Consider the following 20,388-nt stretch of genomic DNA (forward strand, 5'->3'; position numbering starts at 1 on the left):
CCATGGCGCTGAGATTCCGAAAATACAGCTGGCAGCTCGCCCCCGGCTCGGTTCGCGACATTCGTCAGAGAGTGTTCATTGAGGAACAACAGGTGCCTCCCGAGCTCGAATGGGACGACACCGATGAGATTGCGGACCACTACCTGGCCGTGAATGAAAACAACCATCCGGTCGCCACGGCCCGGCTGTTTTCAGCCCTGGAAGAAACCGGTTACATAGGCCGCATGGCGGTACTGCCAGAGGCCAGAGGAACAGGCGTAGGCGAAGCCCTGCTCCGACATCTTATGGCGGAGTCAGCCGGCCGCTATCAGGAGCTCCGGCTCTCGGCTCAGGAGCATGCGACCGGCTTCTACCAACGATGCGGCTTCCACATTTGCTCACCAACACCTTACGACGATGCCGGAATTCCTCACCTGGATATGCGCTGTCTCGCACCGGGGCTGGCTCATCAAGTGGCTTCCGGGCATAAGACTCCGCTGGTCCTGGGTGCAGATAAAGAATCCTGGTTGTTCGACCAGCCGTCGTCCTTTCTGGATCTGATGGATTCTCTGGTCGGCCAGGCGGGGCAGCGCCTGTGGCTTTACGATCGCGTGCTTGACCATGAATTCTACGACCGCCACAGACTGCGGGAGCTGATCTCCGCTCTGGCCAGACGGCACCGGTTAAGTGAAGTTCGCCTGTTGATTCACGATGACAAACCTCTGGTCCGGAGAAAACATCAACTCGTCGAGCTGATGCGCCGGCTTACCAGCAGGATAGAACTGCGGCTGGTGAACGAGGACTACCCGACTGAGAACAGGCCATTCCTTCTGATCGACAGACAGGGCGTTCTCAGCCGGCACAGCTTTGACAAGACTGAAGGTTTCGCCGACTTCTCGGCTGCCCACCGGGCCCGACTGATGGAAGAGAGCTTCCAGAAAATGTGGGATGCAGCCCGCCCCTCGCTGGAGCTGCGGGAACTACCGCTCTGAGTGAGACGCTGGCGCCGTTTGTGGCGATTCAAAGCTTGCCCCGAACGGCGCAAACTCAACATCAACCTCTTCGGCCACTTCCACAATCAGCTTTCTCAACCACTGATGATCTGAGTTATGCTGAAGCAGTGGGCTCCAGGCCATTTTAAGCTCAAACGGTGGAATTTCGAAAGGCGGCACCTTCACAACGAGATTGGAGTTGTCCTTTTGCAGCCAGGCCGCCCGTGACGGCAAAGTGGCAATCAAATCATGCTGCTCCGCCAACAGCATGGCGACCTGATAGTGGCGGGTGAATACGGAAATCTGGCGCTTACGCCCCATTCTGCCCAACGCCTCGTCGACCCAGCCCAGGCGTTGAACGTCTTTGGGGTTAACCCCCACCCCCACACCAAAACCGGTTTTACTGACCCAGATATGGCTGGCATCCAGGTAGGTATCCAGCGTAAACGGCTCCTTCAGAATCGGGTTTCGGCCATTCATCAGGCAAGCGAAATGCTCTGTCCAGAGGGTTTTCTGATGAAACGACTGGGGAATCTTGTCAAAACGGTTAATCGCCATATCCAGCCTCCCCTGTTCAACGTCCAGAAAACTGACATCGCTGGGGGTCAGCACGTCCAACGTGACATGAGGTGCCTCCTGACGAATACGCCGGAGAACTCGCGGCATAAGACACGACTCGGCGTAATCACTGGCCATGATCCGGAACACTCGCTGACTCTCCCCGGCAGCAAACGGTGTCTTTTCCTGCACCGCCTGCTCGATGTCCGAAAGAATGCCCCGAACCAGAGGCTGCAGTTCTCTGGCCCGTTCAGTGGCGGTCATGCCTTCACTTGTCCGCACCAACAGAGGGTCGCCAAACAGGTCCCGCAGGCGCCGCAGGCCATTACTCATGGCGGGTTGCGTGATTCCAAGATGGTTCGCCGCCTTGGTGACATTGCGCTCACGCAACAGCACATCAAGATAAACCAGCAGATTCAGGTCAACACGGGATAGATCCATGGATCATCAAACCTCAAGACAACGTCCGGGCGAAGTATTCACCGGTTCAATATACCTGAAAAACCAAATTCATGAAATGAATGGAGGGTGCCGGAGATTACAACCAGATACGGACGGTTGGGCATATTTCTGCTAGGCTTTCAGGGCGTTACCAAATACCATCAAAAACTGTAACATCAGCCCTCGGGCCAGACGTCAACTCAACCCGGAGCCCACCTCACGCCATGGATACCACAACCATTGTGCTGCTGCTCGCCGCGATCGTCGCTGTCTCACTGGCTATCATTGTTTTCAGCCAGATGCGCGAGAAAGCACGGATCGAGCGGGTTCGCAAGATGACGGCTCAGGAAGATGCCTACCACAAAGCCCGTCGGCTGCTCACGGACATCCCCGCGCAGTACCTCACGTCTGACCTGAAATTGCTGCTACTCAAACGGATGGAAGACGCCTGCAAAGAGCTCTCCGCCCTGAAAAGCGAGCAACCTGTCGGTCAGTGGCTTGAAAACACTCAACAGGCCAGGAAGGAGGTTCTTGAAGGTAATGACAGGAGACCTCCGGCCAAGATCGATTCTCCTGAAAAAGCGAATCAGATCAAAGAGCTGCTACAGTCACTTTTCAAACTGATTGAAGCCATGCACAAGGCCGGGCGCCTGGATGCGGCCAACGCCAGGAAAAACCTGAAGTACGTCCTGTTCCTTGTCCACAAGACTCACGCAGACCTGCACGTTTTCCAGGCCCGGGACTTCATCCGCCAGAAGCAGATTCGCAAGGCCATTCACGCTTATCATCTGGCCAGCACGGAAATGGGTAAATCCAGCGACAATCCTCTGGCCAAAAAAGCCGTAAAGAGCTTTCGGATTCGCATAAAAGAGCTCGAGGAAATGAGCGCAGAGGGCTCTATGAACGCGGAAAACCACACCAGACTGGATAAGGCGTGGGATAACTTCCTTCAGGACGATGACGCCTGGAAAAAGAAAGCGGACTATGACGACTGAATGCCTGCGCCCGGAACCCTTATGATCTCAAGGATGACCAGTTTACGTGTTTAACAGAGTCAGGCAACGACTTTCCTATCGCCTTACCCGGGATACCGTTCTCGTGGCCATGGTGCTCGGGCTCGCTCTGAACCTGATACAGATAACTCTGGACTATTTCATTGCCAGAGACGCCATGGAGCGGGAAGTTCGTGCTCTGATCGAAATCACTCAAAGCCCTGCCTCTCAGATTGCCTATAACATCGACGTCCGCCTTGCCGAAGAGTTGCTGGACGGTCTGTTGCAACACCCTGCCACCATCGATGCCCGCATCTTCGACAGCGACGGTCAGACCATGGCGGCAGCCAGCCAGAGCAGCCCGGTTTCCCGGTATCGCTGGCTCAGCGACCTGCTCTTCGGTGCCAGCCGCATTTTTCACCAGCAACTCCACGTGTCCCAGCTCGCTGACCTGCCGCTGGGCAGGCTCGTGGTGACGATCGACACCTATCACTATGGCCTACAGTTCCTCACCCGGGCAGCCAACACACTGATCATTGGTCTCCTGAAGAGCCTCGTGCTGTCCGGAGTTCTGCTGGCCATTTTCTATTTTGTCCTGACTCGCCCGATGATGAACGTCATCAACGCCCTGAGCCAGGTCCGGGCCAGCTCACCGGAAAAGATTCGGCTTCCGATCCCCGAGAACCACCGGCGCGATGAAATCGGAGCGATGGTTGGCATCATTAATCAGCATCTGGAAAACATGGAAGTTAGTGTGGCGAAGCTGAGAACCGCTGAGAGCGCCATGAAAAACTACTCCAGCCAACTGGAACAGGAGGTCGAAGACCGGACTCGAGAGATCTCTGAGAAGAACGATGCCCTCCAACGCGGCAACCGGGCCCTCGTTCGGGCCAAAGAAGATGCCGTGCGCCGGGCGAGAGCCCGGGCAAACTTTCTCGCCAGTATGAGCCATGAGATCCGCACCCCTCTGAACGGCGTTCTGGGTATGCTGGGGCTTGCTCTGGAGAACGAAAAAGATGCTGGCCAGAGAAACCGCCTGGAGATTGCCCTGAACGCCGGCGAAAGCCTGCTCGGATTGCTCAACGACATTCTCGATATTTCCAAGGTGGAAGCGGGCAAACTCAGCCTTGAAAGCATCCCTTTCAGCGTACGCAAACTCATTGAAGAATGCGCCACCCTGCATGCTCAGCAAGCCCGCCGGAAAAGCATTGACCTCGTCAACGAGACGGCGCCAGACTTGCCCGAACTTTACCTTGGCGACCCAACCAGGACTCGCCAGATCCTGAACAACTTGCTGAGCAACGCCATAAAGTTCACCGACCAGGGCACCGTTCGCATCCGCACCAGTTGCTCAGGAGGGAGCCTCAGGCTGGAAGTCATTGATACCGGCATAGGGATGTCCCGGGAGGGGCTGCATCGTATTTTCTCTCCCTTCTCTCAAGCTGACACTGACACAACGCGCCTCTACGGCGGCACAGGACTGGGCCTGACCTTGTGCCGGCAACTGGTCGAACGTATGCATGGGCAGATTATGGTGGACTCCAAAGAGGGGACGGGCACCCACTTTACCGTGACCTTGCCCCTGCCGGTTCAGCAGGAAGCCCAGGCAAACACAGGGGGCGACCAGATGCCACGCATCCGGGAGATCGGTATCGCCATGGCATTGCCCCAGAACCATCCCCATCGCCCCGCCATTGAAGCACAGCTGCACGATTGGCACATCCCGGTCCGCAGCGCCAGCCGATATCCGGAAGGAATTCTGCTACTGGACGCTTCCAGCACACCACTGGAAAGCCTGGCGTTTGCCAACGATTGGCATGGTAAAGGTGTGATTCTGGCAGACCAGAGTGGTAGCGCTAGCAGCCACCACCCAAGACACTGCATTTTGTCCCTCCCACTCCGCCGAGATGACTTGCTCCGTTGCCTGTATGCAGCCGCAGGACTGGGTACAGGCGATCAGCCCGGCCAACTTGGGTTTTCCGGGGAAGACCAGCCAGCCCACGTACCGGCACTCAAAATACTGCTAGTGGAAGACAATCAAGTGAATCAACTGGTTGCCAGCAGCCTGCTCAGAAAACTGGGCCACCGAGTGGAGCATGCCGAGAATGGGCGGAAAGCGCTGGAAGCGCTTCAGAAAGCCACGTACGACCTCGTTTTGATGGATTGCCAGATGCCGGTCATGGACGGCTACGAGGCAACACGGGCCATTCGCCGGAATCCCGACTGGCAAGCTCTGCCCGTCATCGCGGTCACCGCCAACGTCATGCAGGGGGATCGCGAAGATTGCCTGGCATCCGGGATGAACGATTACATCACAAAACCCTATAACCGGGAGGAATTGCGGGCGGTTATTGCCCGATGGGCGCCTTTGCCTCCAGCGCCAGAAGCAGACTCCTGAGCTCCTCCCTTAGCGCAATCAGACGCCCTTCATCCAATTCCAGCCCACACAGCATACGACCGGGCACTTCAGACGCCCTTGCCCGCAATCCCCGACCGCTTTCGGTCAGAGCCACTCGAACCACACGCTCATCTTCAGCCGACCGCACCCTCTGCAGCAACTGCCGCTGTTCCAGCCGCTTCAGCAAGGGCGTCAGGGTTCCGGAATCCAACCGCAGCCGGGCGCCCAGGTCGCTCACCCGAGGTTTCGTTCCAGCACCCTCCTGCTCCCACAGAACCAGCATCACAAGATACTGTGGATAGGTCAGGCCCAACTCATCGAGTAAGGGCCGATACCTTGCCGTTACTGCGCGGTTAGCGGCATACAGGGCAAAGCAGACCTGGTTATCCAAAGCCAGCACCTGATCGTTGGCCGCCACACTCAAAGCAAAGCCTCAATGTCGGACTTGATATCCGCCGGCTTTGCAGTTGGCGCATATCGACGAACTACCTGCCCATCCCGGTTGACCAGAAACTTGGTAAAATTCCATTTCACCTTCTCCGACCCCATCACTCCACGCGCCTCACGTTTGAGAAAACGGTACAGCGGGTGGACCTCGTCACCGTTGACATCAATTTTGGCAAACATCGGGAAACTCACCCCATAATTCAGTGAGCAGAACTGGCTGATAGCATCATCCGTTCCCGGGTCCTGATTCATAAACTGGTTACACGGAAACCCGAGCACTTCAAAACCACGCCCTCCCAACTCATCATATAGACTCTGGAGACCTTCAAACTGAGGGGTAAAACCACATTTGGAAGCGGTGTTAACAATCAACAACACCTTGCCCCGATAGTCCCCCAATGAGACATCTCCGCCCTTGATATCTTTTGCCGAAAAATCGTAAACCGTGTCTTTGGACATCCGGAACCTCTCTTCTGGTCAAGCCTGGTCGTTAACAGAATATAGATTGTGTACTATTTAATTTTGCACAACAACGAAAGAAATGGTCAGTAAAGGCCAGAAAGGTGACACATCACTTGAAGGAGCCTTCGTAAACCATCCCGATTTCGCCACAATTCAACACAATTGCCCCTGTCGCCCGAAGGCCTCCCTCCGCTAGAATAGAGCTTTCGTTCAGAACCTTAGCGAAGGACACCAGTATCCATGCAGAACTATTTCAAATCCGCCAAACTCGACAATGTGTGTTATGAAATCCGTGGCGTGGTTCTGCGTGAGGCGCGTCGTTTGGAAGAAGAAGGTCACCGGGTATTGAAACTCAACATTGGCAACCCGGCCACCTTTGAGCTGAACGTCCCGGAAGAAATTCAGCAAGACGTTATCTACAACATGCACCAGGCTCAGGGCTACGTCGAGTCCAAGGGGCTGTTTTCTGCGCGCAAAGCGGTCATGCACTATTGCCAGCAACGCGGGATTGCCAAGGTCGATATTGATGACATCTACCTGGGTAACGGCGTCAGCGAACTCATTGTCATGTCGATGCAGGCACTGCTGAATACCGGCGACGAGGTTCTCATTCCTGCGCCAGACTACCCGCTGTGGACCGCGGCGGTTACCTTATCCAGCGGCAAACCCGTGCATTACCGGTGCGACGAGCAACAGGACTGGTTCCCGGACATTGACGATATCCGCAAGAAGATCACCCGCCGGACCCGGGCCATTGTTCTGATCAACCCCAACAACCCCACCGGGGCTGTGTATTCAGAGGAACTGCTCCAGCAGATTCTTGAGCTGGCCCGGGAGCATAACCTGATCATTTTGTCGGATGAGATCTACGACAAGATTCTGTACGACGGCACTCAGCACACTTCCATTGCCTCAATGGCCGATGATGTCCTGTGCTTTACCTACAACGGGCTGTCCAAAAACTATCGTGCCGCGGGCTACCGCTCTGGCTGGATGATCATCAGTGGCGCCAAGCACCTGGCCAAAGACCTGATTGAAGGCATTGATATGCTCTCAAACATGCGCCTGTGTGCCAACGTGCCTGCTCAGCTGGCCATCCAGACATCACTGGGGGGGTATCAGTCCATTAACGATCTGGTGGCCCCGGGTGGACGCCTGTACGAACAACGTGAAACCGCCTGGCGGATGCTGAACGACATCCCAGGAGTCAGTTGCGTCAAGCCCAAAGGTGCCCTCTACCTGTTCCCCCGTCTGGACCCCAAGCGATACCCGGTGGTCAATGACGAAAAACTGGTTCTGGACCTGCTGCTTCAGGAAAAGATTTTGCTCGTTCAGGGGTCGGCATTCAACATTGATGACCACCAACACCTCCGGGTAGTCTTCCTCCCGAGGGAAGACACACTGGCCGACGCTATGGGCCGCCTGGGCAATTTCCTTGAACACTACCGCCAATGAGATCGCATGGCTGATATTCACGTCGAAGAGTTCTATAAAGACGCAGCAATCGCGCTGGTTCAGCTCTACATGACTTTCCCGAGGCGAACCAACCTGTTCGTCGAAGACATTGCCGGGCCAGATGAACCCGACGAGTTCGGGTTGCACAGCACGCGTCACATGGCCTGCTTTGGTGCCCTGCTCTGGCTGGCGGAAGAGGGCCTTATCCGATACGTGGACACCATTCGCCAGGAGGCGCTGGATCAGGCCGTGCTCACCCGGCAGGCCTTTGTCCGGCTGAACGCTCCGGCACCTCAGGTACTGGTCAGGGAGCTTTCAACAGCCCCCCGGGAACCGAGTCTGCCGGCGTCCGTGCAGAAGGATCTGTCCACCTACATTCATCTTCTGCGATCTGCTCTGAAAAGCGGCAGCTCCAGCCGCATCAGCCTCGCAGTTCAATCCACCTTTTTCAACGACGCCGGCCTTGAACCCGTTCATTAAATGCCGGTAAGGTTCTTGAACCGATGAACCTCAGCCACATATAACGGTCAGACAGACACTCCGTTTTCCGGTTAGCTGATACAGGACAAAACCATGCGCATTCTGTTGTTTCTGGCCACCAACCTGGCCGTTATTCTGGTTGCCAGCGTCACCCTGCGCCTGCTCGGCGTGGACAGCTATCTGGCCCAGCAAGGTATAGATTATGGCTCTCTCCTGGCGTTCGCCGCTGTGTTCGGCTTCGCCGGCGCCTTTATTTCACTGCTTCTCTCCAAGCCGATGGCAAAATGGAGCACCAAGGCAAGGGTTATCGACTCGCCCCGGACTCCCGCTGAACGCTGGCTGGTCGAGACGGTTGCCGATCTGGCCAAGAAGGCTGGCATCGGGATGCCGGAAGTTGCCATTTTCCCAGCTCAACAGTCAAACGCGTTTGCCACCGGATGGAACAAGAACGACTCACTGGTTGCTGTCAGTGAAGGCCTGCTGAGCCGGTTCAGCAAAGACGAGATCCGGGCCGTTCTGGGCCATGAAATTGGTCACGTGGCCAACGGCGATATGGTGACGCTGACGCTGATTCAGGGCATCGTAAACACCTTTGTTATCTTCGCATCCCGAGTCATCGGCTCGTTCGTCGACCGGGTCATTTTCAAGAACGAGAATGGCCATGGGATCGGTTTCTTTGTGGTCAGTATTGTGGCTGAGATTGTTCTGGGCATTCTGGCCAGCACCATCGTGTTCTGGTTTTCACGCCGCCGGGAATACCGTGCCGACATTGCGGGCGCTCAATTGGCTGGCCGAGGCGCCATGATCGCCGCCCTGGCCCGCCTGAAGCAGGAAAGCGAAGTGCCCGACCAGATGCCGGATACCTTGCAGGCTTTCGGAATCAACCGCGGCGCCCGGGAAGGTCTGGCAGCAATGTTCATGACTCACCCACCACTGGAAGACCGGATTGCAGCGCTGCAAAACGCAGCGGTGTGAGCCAACAACAAAGGGCGCCAATGCGGCGCCCTTTGTGTATCTGTCGAAAGCTCTTTAAGCCGTCAGATCTTCAGTTTAAAACCAATCGCCCGGAAACCGTCCTGTATCGATCTGCTGCTGCCCTTCAGTTGCACCTTGAGGCTGGAGCACTCCCTACGAACCGGATAATCCCGCCGCAACTTGTCAAAGGCCTGAGCCCGCTCTTCAGGAGTTCCCGCCATAGTCAGGCGTAGCCGGGCATCGTCTCTGCGAGGATCGTAGCAGGCTCTCAGGGCCACCTGAACGGCTTCGTCTTCATCGACACTGCTGGTAAAAGAAACTTTGCTCAGGGCGGGCTCAGGCAGGAACTGACCGGACTTTTTCCTGACCGGCAACCCGAGATAACGGCAGAGCGCCCGATATACCATTTCGGTGCCCTGAACTTTCCCTTCCAGGCTATAACCGGCAATATGGGGCGTCGCAAGCCAGACCTTTTCGACAAGATCCGGATTGATTCGAGGCTCGTGCTCCCAGACATCCAGGGCAACCGTGGGCGCATCCGGTTGCGTCAGGCGGGCCAGCAAGGCCTCGCCATCGATCACTTCACCACGACCTGCATTAATCAGCAACTGATCCGGGCCTAGCAGCGCCAGCTCCCTTTCAGAGAGCATCCGATTGGTAGCGTGGGCACCCTGGCGGGTAAGCGGCGTATGCAACGTAACCACATCGCACTCCAGTACCTCTGCCAGAGGCACAAACTCCTCAGCCTGCTCGGGCTCGCTTTCCTGCCGGGGAGGGTCACACAGCTTTACGGTGAAATTGAGGCGTTGCAGCATTCTGGCCAACTCACCGCCCACATTACCAACACCCACGACCCCCACCGACAGAGTCGACCAGTCTTCGATACCTCTACGCTCAGCGTAGAGCGATAACATTGAAAGCACGTATTCGGCCACACTGGCCGCATTGCAACCCGGGGCTGCGGCAAAACCGATCCCCTGAGTTTCCAGCCAGGCCTGATCGATATGATCAGTGCCAATCGTTGCAGTACCCACGAACCGGACGCGACTGCCCTCCAGCAAGGCCTGATCCACCCGGGTAACCGAACGCACCAGAAGAACGTCAGCATCCCGCACCTGATCCGGGGAAAGATTTCTGCCATTGACCCGGCGAATATCTCCAATGTCGCCAAAAAACGAATCCAGCAGGGGAATATTCTCGTCCGCAACAATCAACATAACGGCATTCTCACCAGTAACTGTTAATGACGTCGGGGCCGCGGCCCCCGGTTGCCGCCCTGAGGCCGACGACCGCCGCGCTTGCGGGTAATCGGAGGGTTATCCATGGCCGCGGTCAGGTTCTCATCCGGCACCGCCGTTTTCAGCTTCTGACTGATGTACTTTTCAATTTCAGGAAGCGCAAACGCGTCTTCCTCGCCGGCAAAGCTCACAGAAACACCGGTCTGACCCGCCCGACCTGTCCGGCCGATCCTGTGCACATAATCTTCCGCGTTCTCTGGCAGATTGTAGTTAAATACATGAGTAACGCCGTTTACGTGGATACCCCGGCCAGCCACATCGGTGGCAACCAGGACCTGTATCTGCCCTTTCTTGAACTGGTCCAGAGTTTTCAATCGCTTGTTCTGTGCAATCTCACCAGACATCAGGGCAACCTTAACCCCCTGATTCCTGAGATCCTCGTCCAGATCCCGGCACTGATCCCTGCGATTGGCAAACACAATGGCCTTCTCAACCTCCGGCCGCTTAAGATAGTTCACGAGTACCGGCAGTTTCTCGTTGTCAGAGACCAGATAGACGGTCTGCTCTACTCGCTCTGCGGTTTTCTGTTCCGGCTCGATTTCCACGAACTCGGCATTACGGGTCCACATGGATGCGAGGTTCAGAACATCCTGGTTGAAAGTGGCACTGAACAACAGCGTCTGGCGCTCATCTTTGGGCGTGCACTTGCGGATGATCCGCTTGACGTCCGGAATGAAGCCCATGTCGAGCATCCGGTCAGCCTCATCGAGAATCAGAATGTCGAGCTGGTCCAGGAATACATCCTGTGAACCCAGAAAATCAATCAATCGGCCGGGCGTCGCAACCAGAACATCGACAATTTCATTCTGCAGCTGTTCCCGCTGCTTATCGTAATTCATGCCACCAACCACGGTGACCACATTGTGGCCTGTGTACTGACAAAGCTGTTCCGCGTCTTTGGCGATCTGCATAGCCAATTCACGAGTGGGCGCTAACGCCAGTACTCTGGGCTCGGAGGCAAACCGGTCTTTTGCCTCAATTGGTGTTTCCAGAAGCGTCTGAATGGCCGTAATCAGAAAGGCCGCCGTTTTTCCGGTTCCGGTCTGGGCCTGTCCAATCAGGTCTTCGCAAGCCAGGGTCCAGGGCAGAGTCTCGGCCTGAATGGGCGTGCAGTATTCAAAACCGATTTTGGCAATGGCATCCAGCAGTCGCTTGTCCAGATTAAGATCGCTGAAGCGAAGATCGCCGGTATGTTTGGGGGCAGATGTCATAAAGTTTCAAATATCCTTGATTGGTCGTATTCCAGCTCAGCAGGTGCAAGATGTTTTTTGGCCCGGGACCAGTGATCATGGATCAAAGCCCGGGTTCCGTAGAACTGCGTGAGCGAATCAAAAAATTGTTGTGCGCGCAGTGGTAGCCCGTGCGCCAGGTATTCCTCAGCCTGCCGGAGCACGTTCAAACGGAAGGCATCGCCATTGGCGGCGCCTCCGCCCGCCAGATTGTCGACGCTGATATGGAACAGGAAGCCTGCAGCCAGCGAAAACAGACATTCAATCGCCTGGGGTTTGACTTCCACATGCTCAAAGGCGCTCTGCTGGTCCGGCGTTCGCCCATCGGGACAATACCAGTACCCATAATCATACTGCGTGCGCCTGTGCTCACCTGCAATGCACCAGTGGGCCATTTCGTGCAGGGCGCTGGCAAAAAATCCATGGGCGAAAACCACCTGGGCAACCCCTTCAGGCTTGCTCGCAGGCAGGTATTCCGGTTCTTCACTGCCTCTGACCAGAACCGTCCGGTACGATTCCCGGAACAGGTCATTGAACAGCATGATAAGATCGTCTGGATTGTGATTCATCGGTTGGCTATTGTGCGACTTTAATTCAACCAATGCCAGTGGGAACTTTCCACCGGCCAGCGTGTCCACTGGCAGCAAACCCTTTTCATGCAGATCAGAACCAGGAAATGACCGGATCCATGTCAGTAATCCAGGCTTACCCGCAATCCAGGTTGCCCTTGCCCAGCGTCGTCGTTTTTATCTTGGCACTGGCTCTTTCCGCTTTTTCGACGACCGCCACTGCCATCGGTTTCGGAACCAGCAACCTGTTCGCGAACAGCGAGTTCCTGCCCGTTGACGAGGCCCTCCCGTTTAACTACACCACAGATAACGGCGCCATCGTTCTGACGTGGAACATCGCCCCAGGCCACTACCTTTACAAGAGTCGGATCCAGGTCAGCACTCTGACAGAGGGCGTTCAGGTTGGTGCGCCAGAATACTCATTGCCGGGCACCCTGACCGACGACGAATTTTTCGGTGAAATGACCGTTTTCTTCGAGCCCGTCGAAGCCAGAATTCCCATCCAACTGCCCCAGGGCGCCCGCGAGGCTGAGTTACAGGTTACCTATCAGGGCTGCGCAGAAGCCGGGCTTTGTTACCCCCCGCAGACCCGCGACGTTCTCTATTACCCCGGTAGCGGCGAGGAATCGGGTGCCAGCACCCCCGGCGCGGGCGCAATGCCGGACCAGACAGCAGCCCGCGACACCTCAACAGCCACCGGCCTTGCCGGGTTCCTCTCCAGCCAATCCATCTGGATGATTGCCGGCCTGTTTTTCCTGCTTGGTCTGGGCCTGACCTTCACACCATGCGTGCTCCCCATGGTGCCCATTATTTCTTCCATGGTCTCCGGCCGAAATACCCGATCAACAGGTCAGGCTCTGCTGCTCTCCGGTAGTTATGTTCTGGGCATGGCGCTTACCTATGCCGCCGCCGGCGTCGTCACCGGGTTACTCGGCGCCAGCTTCAACCTGCAGGCACAACTGCAGTCTCCCTGGGTGCTCGGCGTCTTTGCCACCCTGTTCGTGGTGTTCGCCCTGTCCATGTTCGACCTGTTCCAGATTCAGCTTCCGCGCTTTATCCGCGAACCCCTTAATGATGCCAGCCACCGCCTGACTGGCGGGCGCGTGGCCAGCCTGTTCGGGATCGGGGCACTTTCAGCGCTTATCGTCTCCCCTTGCGTCTCGGCCCCACTGGCCGGAAGCCTGCTGTACATCTCGACCACTCAGGATGCGGTGATTGGCGGTATCGCCCTGCTCTCACTGGGCCTGGGCATGGGCGTGCCCCTGATGCTCGTAGCCGTTGGTGGTCGAAAGCTGCTGCCAACAACCGGTCACTGGATGACAACGGTAAAGCACTTTTATGGCGTGATGCTTCTGGCCGTTGCGATCTGGCTAATTGAACGCCTGGTGCCTGCCTGGACAAGCCTGGCGATGTGGGGCCTCCTGATTACCATTACCGGCGTTCAACTGGGCGCATTTGACGCCGCCAGGGCCGGCTGGCAGAGAACCCGAAAAGGGCTTGGGCTGGTGTTGTTCGCCTATGGCCTTGCCCTTCTGGCGGGGGCTGTCAGCGGCGCCAATGACCCACTCAGACCCCTGGCGCCGTTCGTTACCGCCGCTCCGTCTGGCACCCTTCCGGGCCCCGAAACACACGCTGATTTCCAGCGAGCAGAGGCTCCGGAACAGATTCGGGGGCTGCTCGCGACGGCCCGCGAACAGGGGCAACCCGTCATGCTGGACTTCTACGCCGACTGGTGTATCTCATGCAAGGTAATGGAACGCAACGTGTTCAGCGATCCTCAGGTGATCCAGGCATTATCAGCCTACACGCTGCTTCAGATCGACATGACGGACAATACACCAGCACAGCAGGCTCTGCTGGATGAACTCGGTCTGTTTGGCCCTCCGGCCATTCTGTTCTTCCAGGCCGGAGGTGCAGAACTCAGTGATGCACGAGTCCTTGGAGAAATGGACAAAGACCAGTTCCTGGCCCATATCAAAACGGTTCAGAACAACCTCTGAATGCAATCAGTCCTGGCACCGGCGAATTCTGAACAGAAACTCGCCTTCTGCTTCTTCCTGGCTGAGCAGTTCGTGCCCAAGAAACTGACAGAACTTCGGAATATCCCGGGTGGTGGACGGATCTGTCGCAACGACCCTAAGCACCTGCCCCACCTCAATTTCCCGAATACGGTTGTGCAGCATCATGACAGGCTCCGGGCAAAAAAGCCCCCGGGCATCCAGTTCTGCGTGATGATCTTTGTCCGACAAACTCGGCCTCCTGGCGTATGCGTGATTTTTTTTAAACCGGTGCTAAATTATTGTTTATCGCAGCGAAAATAAAGGAGATTAAGATGATCCGGGTACTTATCGAGCGTCATATTGCGGAAACACTGGAGTCGGCCTACGAAGACCGGGCCAGAAAAGTCCTGCAACGGGCGGTGAGCACACCAGGGTTTATTTCGGGTGAAACCCTGGTCGACAGCAGCGACCCCAACCACCGGATAACCCTGGCCAACTGGCGCTCAGAAGCAGACTGGGACCGCTGGTACCGCTCGTCCGAGCGCCGGGAGTTGATGGCAGAACTGACTCCCATGATGGATCGTGATGAGATGATCACTGTCCTGCAACACAGCGACATGCCGTGACGACAGTCAGTCCAGCCGCTCGATAAAGCAGGTAATTTCCTCTCTGTCATGGTAGAGGTGGCGAGCCTTAAGTCGACAGTTTACTCCCGCCTCTGCCAGCCCTTCCAGAAGAATACCCTGACAAATCAACCATTCCTCATAACGCTTTTTCATCGGCAGCTTGAGATTGAACACGGTATACCTGCACAACTTGCTACCCACCCAGTCCAGAGCCATACGAGCCGTTCGGCGGGGTTTGTCTACGATGTCACAGACCATCCAGTCTACCGGCCGCTTCGGCCGCCAGGCATAACCATCAGCCCGTACATGCTCTACATGGCCCGACGCCATCAGATCGGCATTCATCGGGCCGTTGTCTACCGCGGTAACCATCATACCTTGCTGCACCAGTTGCCAGGTCCAGCCCCCCGGTGCCGCCCCCAGATCAACGGCTTTTTTTCCACCTCCCAGGTAGTCCAGAACACGGTCCGGGGGTAGAAACACTTTCCACGCTTCTTCTAGCTTGAGGGCCGACCGGCTTGGTGCCGACGCAGGTAACCGAAGCCTGGGGATACCGGCGGGAAAGGGAGAGCAATTGCCAGTCAGACTGAGCCCGATGATGGCAGTCCCGAAGTCTGGCAGAAGAACTTCCAGCCTGTACAGCGGCTCCGTGCCAGAGGCCGGCGCCAGCAACCCTGCGTCCCGTAGCCCCTTCGAAAGTGGTGCTACCCATTTTCTGGCGAAGTTGCCAAGATCCCGGTCTTCATTGGTCTCCATCAGCCGGGTTTCCACGCGTGAAGCCAAGGGCTCTGCCCACCCAGAATCACGGAGAAATTCAATAACAGCACCCACCCGATCTGTAGCAGGGAGCTCGCAGTCACCAACCACGATGAACCAGTCACGGATGAAGACAAGGTCCTCAAATGCCACCTTTTGCATCAGGTCTTCAGCGCACTCGGGGCCACCCAGAGTAAATCGTGCGAGCCCGGCATTTTTCACCGGCTGAAAATAGCCAAACATGCCGCTTCCAGCAGCCCGGTCCACCAACTCCTGCCCCGCTTCCACCTCAAAGCCGGGCCTACACATCAACATTATCTGCTGCATTCTCTAACCTTGTGGGTAACCGCTGCCAGGAATCTGACACACAAACAGCGGTAAAACTTGAACCTGCTTAGATTACCGTTATTTCCTGCTCCCCGTCACACTGGCACCACCCTGGCAAACCCTTCCATCCCACTCACCCTGATCGCATGCGCACTTTCAATGGCCTTGTTTAGGTGACCGTTCCTCGGCATTGCCCGACAAACATTGTCGGCCCGGGCTCTGAAACTGCTGGCGACAGGGGGCCAGCCTGAATGATGCTCTGACCGGCCTTTACAATCGTCGTCACCTGGATACGATCCTGCCGGGCCTCACCCAAGCATGTCATCCACGAACTGACGCGTCTCTGCCGAAGCTTGCCTGATCAGGTCTTCCTGCCGCTCCGGCTGCCGGGCCGTCGGCTGAAAGTCATGATCGCCGCCCTCAAGCCATGCTAACCGGGTAATCCCTGAAATGACGCCCTGGGCCTCCAGTTCGGCAGGCTTTCCGAAGGGGTCCCGGGTCCCCTGCACCACCAACAGAGGCACCTTAACCTCAGACAAGTGCGCAATACGCCACCGGTCAAGCTTGCCCGGCGGATGAAAGGGATAGCCATAACACACCACACCGTCGATAGCGGTCAGCGCCTCACAGGCAAGCAGGGAGGCCATCCGCCCCCCCATGGATTTACCCCCTATCAATAGCCGGACGTCGTTACCCAACTCCGCCCTGACCCTCGATACCTGATCCTCAAAGGCGGCAAGCAACACTGGCTGACGATCCGGGGGCCGTTTCCGGCCATCTTCCCTCCGCCTGACCATGTATGGAAATTCGAATCGCAGGTTTTCAATGCCCTGCACGGCAAGGTCAGCCGACAGCTGATCCATGAAGGGCGAATCCATTGGCGCGCCGGCACCATGGGCCAGAATCATTACCACTTTGGCACCCTTGCCATAGCTTTTGGTCGTAATTCTATTCAACCGATACTCCCGTTTTAAGTGCAATACCTTTCACAAGGCAAGCAGGCAAACTGTTAAAGCTCCTGAAAAAAGCATTCAACCAGACCTGCAACTTACTGGCCAGACTACTGATTCCGGCGGATTTGACGGATATCATAACTTGATCTTGATCATTGCAAAGGAATAACCGTTTCTCCATACTTGCCCCCGCATAATTCCCCATCCTGAACCCATTGGTAAGGCTATGAGCACAGTAAATGCAAACCTGACATACAACTATAAGGTGGTGAGGCAATTCGCCATCATGACAGTGGTATGGGGTATTGTAGGTATGGCTCTGGGTGTGCTGATTGCAGCACAGCTGGTTTGGCCATCCCTCAACCTCGACCTGCCCTTTACCCATTTCGGTCGCCTGCGACCGCTGCATACCAACGCCGTTATCTTCGGCTTTGGTGGAAGCGCCCTATTCGCAACGTCCTACTACGTTGTCCAGCGGACCTGTCAGGCGCGCCTGATTTCCGATGGATTAGCCGCGTTCACGTTCTGGGGCTGGCAGGCTGTTATTGTGGCTGCGGCCATCACCCTGCCTATGGGCCTGACCTCAACCAAAGAGTACGCAGAGCTGGAGTGGCCGATCGATATCGCTATCGCGGTTATCTGGGTAACCTATGCTCTGGTCTTCTTCGGAACCATTACCAAGCGCAGCACACCGCACATCTACGTGGCAAACTGGTTCTATGGCGCGTTCATCATTACCGTTGCAGCCCTGCACATCGGTAACAACATGGCGCTGCCTGCAACAGCCTTCAAATCCTACTCCGCTTACGCGGGTGTTACCGATGCGATGATGCAGTGGTGGTACGGTCACAACGCAGTTGGCTTCTTCCTGACCGCCGGCTTCCTGGGCATGATGTACTACTTCGTTCCCAAGCAGGCCAACCGTCCGGTTTACTCCTATCGCCTGTCCATCGTTCACTTCTGGGCTCTGATTGCCACCTACGTCTGGGCTGGTGGTCACCACCTGCACTACTCTGCCCTGCCTGACTGGGCGCAAACTGCGGGTATGGTCATGTCCCTGATTCTGCTGGCTCCCTCCTGGGGCGGCATGATCAACGGTATGATGACGCTGTCGGGTGCCTGGCACAAACTGCGCACCGACCCCATTCTGCGCTTCCTGGTGGTGTCCCTGTCCTTCTACGGCATGTCTACCTTTGAAGGCCCGATGATGTCCATCAAGACCGTCAACGCGCTGTCACACAACACCGACTGGACTATTGGTCACGTACACTCCGGCGCTCTGGGCTGGGTAGCCATGATCAGTATCGGTGCGGTTTATCACCTGATTCCCAAGCTCTGGGGCATTCAGGCCATGTACAGCACGGCTCTGGTCAACGTTCACTTCTGGCTGGCCACCGTAGGTACCGTACTCTACATCGCCGCCATGTGGGTTAACGGCATCATGCAGGGTCTGATGTGGCGCGCGGTGAACGCCGACGGCACGCTGACCTACAGCTTCGTTGAAGCGCTTGAGGCCTCTTACCCAGGCTACTTTGTACGCTTTATCGGTGGTGCCATCTTCCTCAGCGGCATGCTGATCATGGCCTACAACGTGTACATGACCGTGCGCCAGAAAGACGCCGTTGCAGAAGACAATGCTGCGGTTCAGGCGGCGTAAGGGGAGAGAGACCAGATGAGACACGAAATAGTCGAAAAAAACCTTGGTCTGATGATCGTCCTGATCGTCTTTACCATCAGTGGTGGCTTCCTGGCGGAAGTTGTGCCCCTGTTCTTCCACCAGGAAGTTAACGAACCGGTTGAAGGCCTGGAGCCTCTGTCGGCACTGGAACTGGAAGGCCGGGACATCTACATCCGCGAAGGCTGCCACGTGTGCCATACCCAGCAGATCCGCCCCTTCCGGGCTGAAACTGAGCGCTATGGCCACTACTCCGTTGCGGGCGAGTTCGTATACGACCGCCCGTTCCTGTGGGGTTCCAAGCGTACCGGTCCTGACCTGGCACGTGTTGGTGGTCGTTACTCCGATGCCTGGCAGCGCCAGCATCTGTTCGACCCGCGCAGCGTTGTGCCCGAGTCCAATATGCCCGCTTTCCCATGGCTGTTCGAAGACCGTGTTGACCATGGCTCCATCGAAGCCCGCATGAAGACGCTGCAGACACTCGGTGTGCCTTACACCGATGAGCAGGTTGCCAGTGCTGCTGCTGAGATCGAGGGAAAATTTGAAATCGAAGCTCTGGTCGCATACCTGCAACAGCTGGGTACTGTGATTTCAGAGAAACGGTGATCCCATGGACATTAATGAGTTACGCGGCATTCACACCTTGCTGGTAATGGCAGCGTTCTTCGGCATCGTCTGGTGGGCCTACAGCGCCCACCGCAAGAAGGCGAACGAGGAAGCGGCCCATCTCCCCTTCGATGACGAAGAGGTGGATAAGCGTACTCTCGAACAGGATAAAACGGAGAAAAAACAATGAGTACCTTCTGGAGCATCTGGGTCACCGTGATCGTGCTCGGTACTGTTTTTGGCTGCTGGTGGCTCCTCTGGGCCACCCGAAAGGGCCAGACAACCGATGTCGAAACCGACCGAACCATGGGCCATTCTTTTGATGGCATTGAGGAATACGACAACCCCCTGCCCAAATGGTGGTTCTACCTGTTCGTAGGCACCTGCGTATTCGCACTGGGCTACCTGGCCCTGTACCCGGGTCTGGGCAACTACAAGGGCCTGCTGGGCTGGACCTCCACCAACCAGTGGGAAGCGGAAGTTGCAGAGGCAGACGAAAAATATGGCGAAATCTACGCTCAGTATGGCGACACCGCCATTCCTGAGCTGGCGCAGAATCAGGACGCCATGAAGATCGGCCAGCGCCTGTTCGCCAACAACTGCTCGGTGTGTCATGGAACAGCCGCGCGCGGCCAGGTAGGGTTCCCCAACCTGACCGACGAAGACTGGCTGTGGGGTGGCCAGCCTGAGCAGATCCTGCACAGCATCACTCAGGGTCGTAACGGCAACATGCCCGCCAAAGGTGTTATGCCAAACATGACCAATGAGCAGGTCGATCAGGTGGTCAACTACGTACTGAGCTTCAGCGGTCGTGAAGAAAATGCAGAAGCCGCCAAAGCCGGTGCAGAGGTATTTTCCCAGGCCTGCGCCGCCTGCCACGGGGCTGATGGCAAAGGCATGGAAGCGATGGGCGCGCCCAACCTGACCGATAATGTCTGGCTGTATGGCTCCACCTACGAGTGGATCAAAGAGACCGTCGTGAACGGTCGCCAGAACCAGATGCCCGCACAGGAAGGTCGTCTGACCGACGACCAGATTCAGATCCTGGCAGCTTACGTATACAGTCTGTCTAACTGAATCTGACCCGGCCAGGCTCGCCCTGGCCCGGTCTTTTCAACCCTGTATCTGCCCTCGCGGGTACAGGCTTGAGAAGATCAGCAGACCCTCCGA

The 20,388-nt window shown here is 56.6% G+C and carries 21 protein-coding genes; 12 read left to right on the top strand and 9 right to left on the bottom strand.

All coding sequences use genetic code 11. The features are described from left to right. The first annotated feature begins 2 nt into the window (after window positions 1-2). Window positions 3-971, top strand: a complete 969-nt coding sequence (locus K325_RS0108530; RefSeq protein ID WP_029653848.1) for a GNAT family N-acetyltransferase — start codon at window positions 3-5, stop codon at window positions 969-971. Here K325_RS0108530 and K325_RS0108535 read toward each other — a convergent pair. Beyond that, window positions 960-1,970, bottom strand: a complete 1,011-nt coding sequence (locus tag K325_RS0108535; protein WP_029653849.1) for a LysR family transcriptional regulator — start codon at window positions 1,968-1,970, stop codon at window positions 960-962. The genes K325_RS0108530 and K325_RS0108535 overlap by 12 nt on opposite strands. 224 nt (window positions 1,971-2,194) lie before the next feature. Between K325_RS0108535 and K325_RS0108540 the strand changes: the two genes are divergently transcribed. Both K325_RS0108540 and K325_RS0108545 read left to right on the top strand, forming a co-directional pair. Further along, window positions 2,195-2,965, top strand: a complete 771-nt coding sequence (locus tag K325_RS0108540; protein ID WP_029653850.1) for a hypothetical protein — start codon at window positions 2,195-2,197, stop codon at window positions 2,963-2,965. 46 nt (window positions 2,966-3,011) lie between these two features. Beyond that, window positions 3,012-5,360, top strand: coding sequence for a hybrid sensor histidine kinase/response regulator (locus K325_RS0108545; RefSeq protein WP_029653851.1), 2,349 nt, complete (start codon window positions 3,012-3,014; stop codon window positions 5,358-5,360). Here K325_RS0108545 and K325_RS0108550 read toward each other — a convergent pair. Next, window positions 5,311-5,778 carry a MarR family winged helix-turn-helix transcriptional regulator gene (locus tag K325_RS0108550; protein ID WP_029653852.1) on the bottom strand — a complete coding sequence of 156 codons (468 nt, stop codon included), beginning with the start codon at window positions 5,776-5,778 and terminating at the stop codon, window positions 5,311-5,313. The genes K325_RS0108545 and K325_RS0108550 overlap by 50 nt on opposite strands. Window positions 5,779-5,780: 2 nt before the next feature. Further along, window positions 5,781-6,266: a glutathione peroxidase gene (locus K325_RS0108555; RefSeq protein WP_029653853.1), complete on the bottom strand. Its 486-nt coding sequence runs from the start codon at window positions 6,264-6,266 to the stop codon at window positions 5,781-5,783. A gap of 243 nt (window positions 6,267-6,509) precedes the next feature. Between K325_RS0108555 and K325_RS0108560 the strand changes: the two genes are divergently transcribed. From K325_RS0108560 to htpX, 3 genes are all read left to right on the top strand, one after another. Next, window positions 6,510-7,724 carry a pyridoxal phosphate-dependent aminotransferase gene (locus K325_RS0108560; protein WP_029653854.1) on the top strand — a complete coding sequence of 405 codons (1,215 nt, stop codon included), beginning with the start codon at window positions 6,510-6,512 and terminating at the stop codon, window positions 7,722-7,724. A 6-nt stretch (window positions 7,725-7,730) separates the two neighbouring features. Continuing rightward, on the top strand, window positions 7,731-8,204 hold the full coding sequence (locus K325_RS0108565) for a hypothetical protein (protein WP_029653855.1): 474 nt from the start codon (window positions 7,731-7,733) through the stop codon (window positions 8,202-8,204). Between the two features lie 93 nt (window positions 8,205-8,297). Next, window positions 8,298-9,179, top strand: a complete 882-nt coding sequence (gene htpX, locus K325_RS0108570) for a protease HtpX (RefSeq protein ID WP_029653856.1) — start codon at window positions 8,298-8,300, stop codon at window positions 9,177-9,179. A 62-nt stretch (window positions 9,180-9,241) separates the two neighbouring features. Here the strand turns inward: htpX and pdxB are convergent, their stop codons facing one another. Genes pdxB through K325_RS0108585 form a run of 3 tightly spaced genes read right to left on the bottom strand, consistent with a single transcriptional unit; the run spans window position 9,242 to window position 12,248 of the window. Further along, a complete protein-coding gene (pdxB, locus tag K325_RS0108575; protein ID WP_029653857.1) occupies window positions 9,242-10,396 on the bottom strand; it encodes a 4-phosphoerythronate dehydrogenase PdxB in 1,155 nt (384 codons plus the stop codon). A gap of 23 nt (window positions 10,397-10,419) precedes the next feature. Beyond that, window positions 10,420-11,688 (bottom strand): DEAD/DEAH box helicase, encoded by a 1,269-nt coding sequence (locus K325_RS0108580; RefSeq protein WP_029653858.1) that lies wholly within the window; start codon window positions 11,686-11,688, stop codon window positions 10,420-10,422. Next, on the bottom strand, window positions 11,685-12,248 hold the full coding sequence (locus tag K325_RS0108585) for an elongation factor P hydroxylase (RefSeq protein ID WP_228128417.1): 564 nt from the start codon (window positions 12,246-12,248) through the stop codon (window positions 11,685-11,687). The genes K325_RS0108580 and K325_RS0108585 overlap by 4 nt, the downstream gene beginning before the upstream one ends. Window positions 12,249-12,394: 146 nt before the next feature. Here K325_RS0108585 and dsbD point away from each other — a divergent pair, with 146 nt between their 5' ends. Beyond that, window positions 12,395-14,275 carry a protein-disulfide reductase DsbD gene (dsbD, locus tag K325_RS0108590; protein ID WP_228128418.1) on the top strand — a complete coding sequence of 627 codons (1,881 nt, stop codon included), beginning with the start codon at window positions 12,395-12,397 and terminating at the stop codon, window positions 14,273-14,275. 6 nt (window positions 14,276-14,281) lie between these two features. Here dsbD and tusA read toward each other — a convergent pair whose 3' ends face one another. Further along, window positions 14,282-14,524, bottom strand: coding sequence for a sulfurtransferase TusA (tusA, locus tag K325_RS0108595; RefSeq protein ID WP_029653861.1), 243 nt, complete (start codon window positions 14,522-14,524; stop codon window positions 14,282-14,284). 83 nt (window positions 14,525-14,607) lie between these two features. Here tusA and K325_RS0108600 point away from each other — a divergent pair, with 83 nt between their 5' ends. Continuing rightward, entirely contained in the window at window positions 14,608-14,901 is a 294-nt protein-coding gene (locus tag K325_RS0108600) for an antibiotic biosynthesis monooxygenase family protein (protein ID WP_029653862.1), read from the top strand. A gap of 6 nt (window positions 14,902-14,907) precedes the next feature. Here K325_RS0108600 and rlmM read toward each other — a convergent pair whose 3' ends face one another. Next, complete coding sequence (gene rlmM / locus K325_RS0108605; RefSeq protein ID WP_029653863.1) at window positions 14,908-15,984, bottom strand: 23S rRNA (cytidine(2498)-2'-O)-methyltransferase RlmM; 1,077 nt, start codon at window positions 15,982-15,984, stop codon at window positions 14,908-14,910. Between the two features lie 308 nt (window positions 15,985-16,292). Then, the gene (locus K325_RS0108610) at window positions 16,293-16,940 is read right to left on the bottom strand and encodes an alpha/beta family hydrolase (RefSeq protein ID WP_228128419.1); all 648 of its coding nucleotides are present in this window, start codon (window positions 16,938-16,940) and stop codon (window positions 16,293-16,295) included. A 223-nt stretch (window positions 16,941-17,163) separates the two neighbouring features. On the opposite strand from K325_RS0108610, the gene ccoN reads away from it, so the two are divergent. The 4 genes from ccoN to ccoP are packed head-to-tail and all read left to right on the top strand — an operon-like array spanning window position 17,164 to window position 20,295. Next, window positions 17,164-18,594 carry a cytochrome-c oxidase, cbb3-type subunit I gene (ccoN, locus tag K325_RS0108620; RefSeq protein WP_029653866.1) on the top strand — a complete coding sequence of 477 codons (1,431 nt, stop codon included), beginning with the start codon at window positions 17,164-17,166 and terminating at the stop codon, window positions 18,592-18,594. Between the two features lie 15 nt (window positions 18,595-18,609). After that, the gene (gene ccoO / locus K325_RS0108625) at window positions 18,610-19,218 is read left to right on the top strand and encodes a cytochrome-c oxidase, cbb3-type subunit II (RefSeq protein ID WP_029653867.1); all 609 of its coding nucleotides are present in this window, start codon (window positions 18,610-18,612) and stop codon (window positions 19,216-19,218) included. A gap of 4 nt (window positions 19,219-19,222) precedes the next feature. Next, window positions 19,223-19,408, top strand: a complete 186-nt coding sequence (locus tag K325_RS0108630; RefSeq protein WP_029653868.1) for a CcoQ/FixQ family Cbb3-type cytochrome c oxidase assembly chaperone — start codon at window positions 19,223-19,225, stop codon at window positions 19,406-19,408. Next, window positions 19,405-20,295: a cytochrome-c oxidase, cbb3-type subunit III gene (gene ccoP, locus K325_RS0108635; protein ID WP_029653869.1), complete on the top strand. Its 891-nt coding sequence runs from the start codon at window positions 19,405-19,407 to the stop codon at window positions 20,293-20,295. Before K325_RS0108630 ends, ccoP begins: the two co-directional genes overlap by 4 nt. Window positions 20,296-20,388 lie beyond the last annotated feature (93 nt).

The sequence above is a fragment of the Marinobacter daepoensis DSM 16072 genome, assembly GCF_000421165.1.
Taxonomy (GTDB): Bacteria; Pseudomonadota; Gammaproteobacteria; order Pseudomonadales; family Oleiphilaceae; genus Marinobacter; species Marinobacter daepoensis.

What these genes read in the sequence shown, in the direction of transcription:
- K325_RS0108530 (WP_029653848.1), top strand. Translation starts at nt 3, where the DNA reads ATGGCGCTGAGATTCCGAAAATACAGCTGGCAGCTCGCCCCCGGCTCG.
- K325_RS0108535 (WP_029653849.1), bottom strand. Translation starts at nt 1,970, where the DNA reads ATGGATCTATCCCGTGTTGACCTGAATCTGCTGGTTTATCTTGATGTG.
- K325_RS0108540 (WP_029653850.1), top strand. Translation starts at nt 2,195, where the DNA reads ATGGATACCACAACCATTGTGCTGCTGCTCGCCGCGATCGTCGCTGTC.
- K325_RS0108555 (WP_029653853.1), bottom strand. Translation starts at nt 6,266, where the DNA reads ATGTCCAAAGACACGGTTTACGATTTTTCGGCAAAAGATATCAAGGGC.
- K325_RS0108560 (WP_029653854.1), top strand. Translation starts at nt 6,510, where the DNA reads ATGCAGAACTATTTCAAATCCGCCAAACTCGACAATGTGTGTTATGAA.
- K325_RS0108565 (WP_029653855.1), top strand. Translation starts at nt 7,731, where the DNA reads ATGGCTGATATTCACGTCGAAGAGTTCTATAAAGACGCAGCAATCGCG.
- htpX (WP_029653856.1), top strand. Translation starts at nt 8,298, where the DNA reads ATGCGCATTCTGTTGTTTCTGGCCACCAACCTGGCCGTTATTCTGGTT.
- pdxB (WP_029653857.1), bottom strand. Translation starts at nt 10,396, where the DNA reads ATGTTGATTGTTGCGGACGAGAATATTCCCCTGCTGGATTCGTTTTTT.
- K325_RS0108580 (WP_029653858.1), bottom strand. Translation starts at nt 11,688, where the DNA reads ATGACATCTGCCCCCAAACATACCGGCGATCTTCGCTTCAGCGATCTT.
- K325_RS0108585 (WP_228128417.1), bottom strand. Translation starts at nt 12,248, where the DNA reads ATGCTGTTCAATGACCTGTTCCGGGAATCGTACCGGACGGTTCTGGTC.
- dsbD (WP_228128418.1), top strand. Translation starts at nt 12,395, where the DNA reads ATGTCAGTAATCCAGGCTTACCCGCAATCCAGGTTGCCCTTGCCCAGC.
- K325_RS0108600 (WP_029653862.1), top strand. Translation starts at nt 14,608, where the DNA reads ATGATCCGGGTACTTATCGAGCGTCATATTGCGGAAACACTGGAGTCG.
- rlmM (WP_029653863.1), bottom strand. Translation starts at nt 15,984, where the DNA reads ATGCAGCAGATAATGTTGATGTGTAGGCCCGGCTTTGAGGTGGAAGCG.
- ccoN (WP_029653866.1), top strand. Translation starts at nt 17,164, where the DNA reads ATGAGCACAGTAAATGCAAACCTGACATACAACTATAAGGTGGTGAGG.
- ccoO (WP_029653867.1), top strand. Translation starts at nt 18,610, where the DNA reads ATGAGACACGAAATAGTCGAAAAAAACCTTGGTCTGATGATCGTCCTG.
- K325_RS0108630 (WP_029653868.1), top strand. Translation starts at nt 19,223, where the DNA reads ATGGACATTAATGAGTTACGCGGCATTCACACCTTGCTGGTAATGGCA.
- ccoP (WP_029653869.1), top strand. Translation starts at nt 19,405, where the DNA reads ATGAGTACCTTCTGGAGCATCTGGGTCACCGTGATCGTGCTCGGTACT.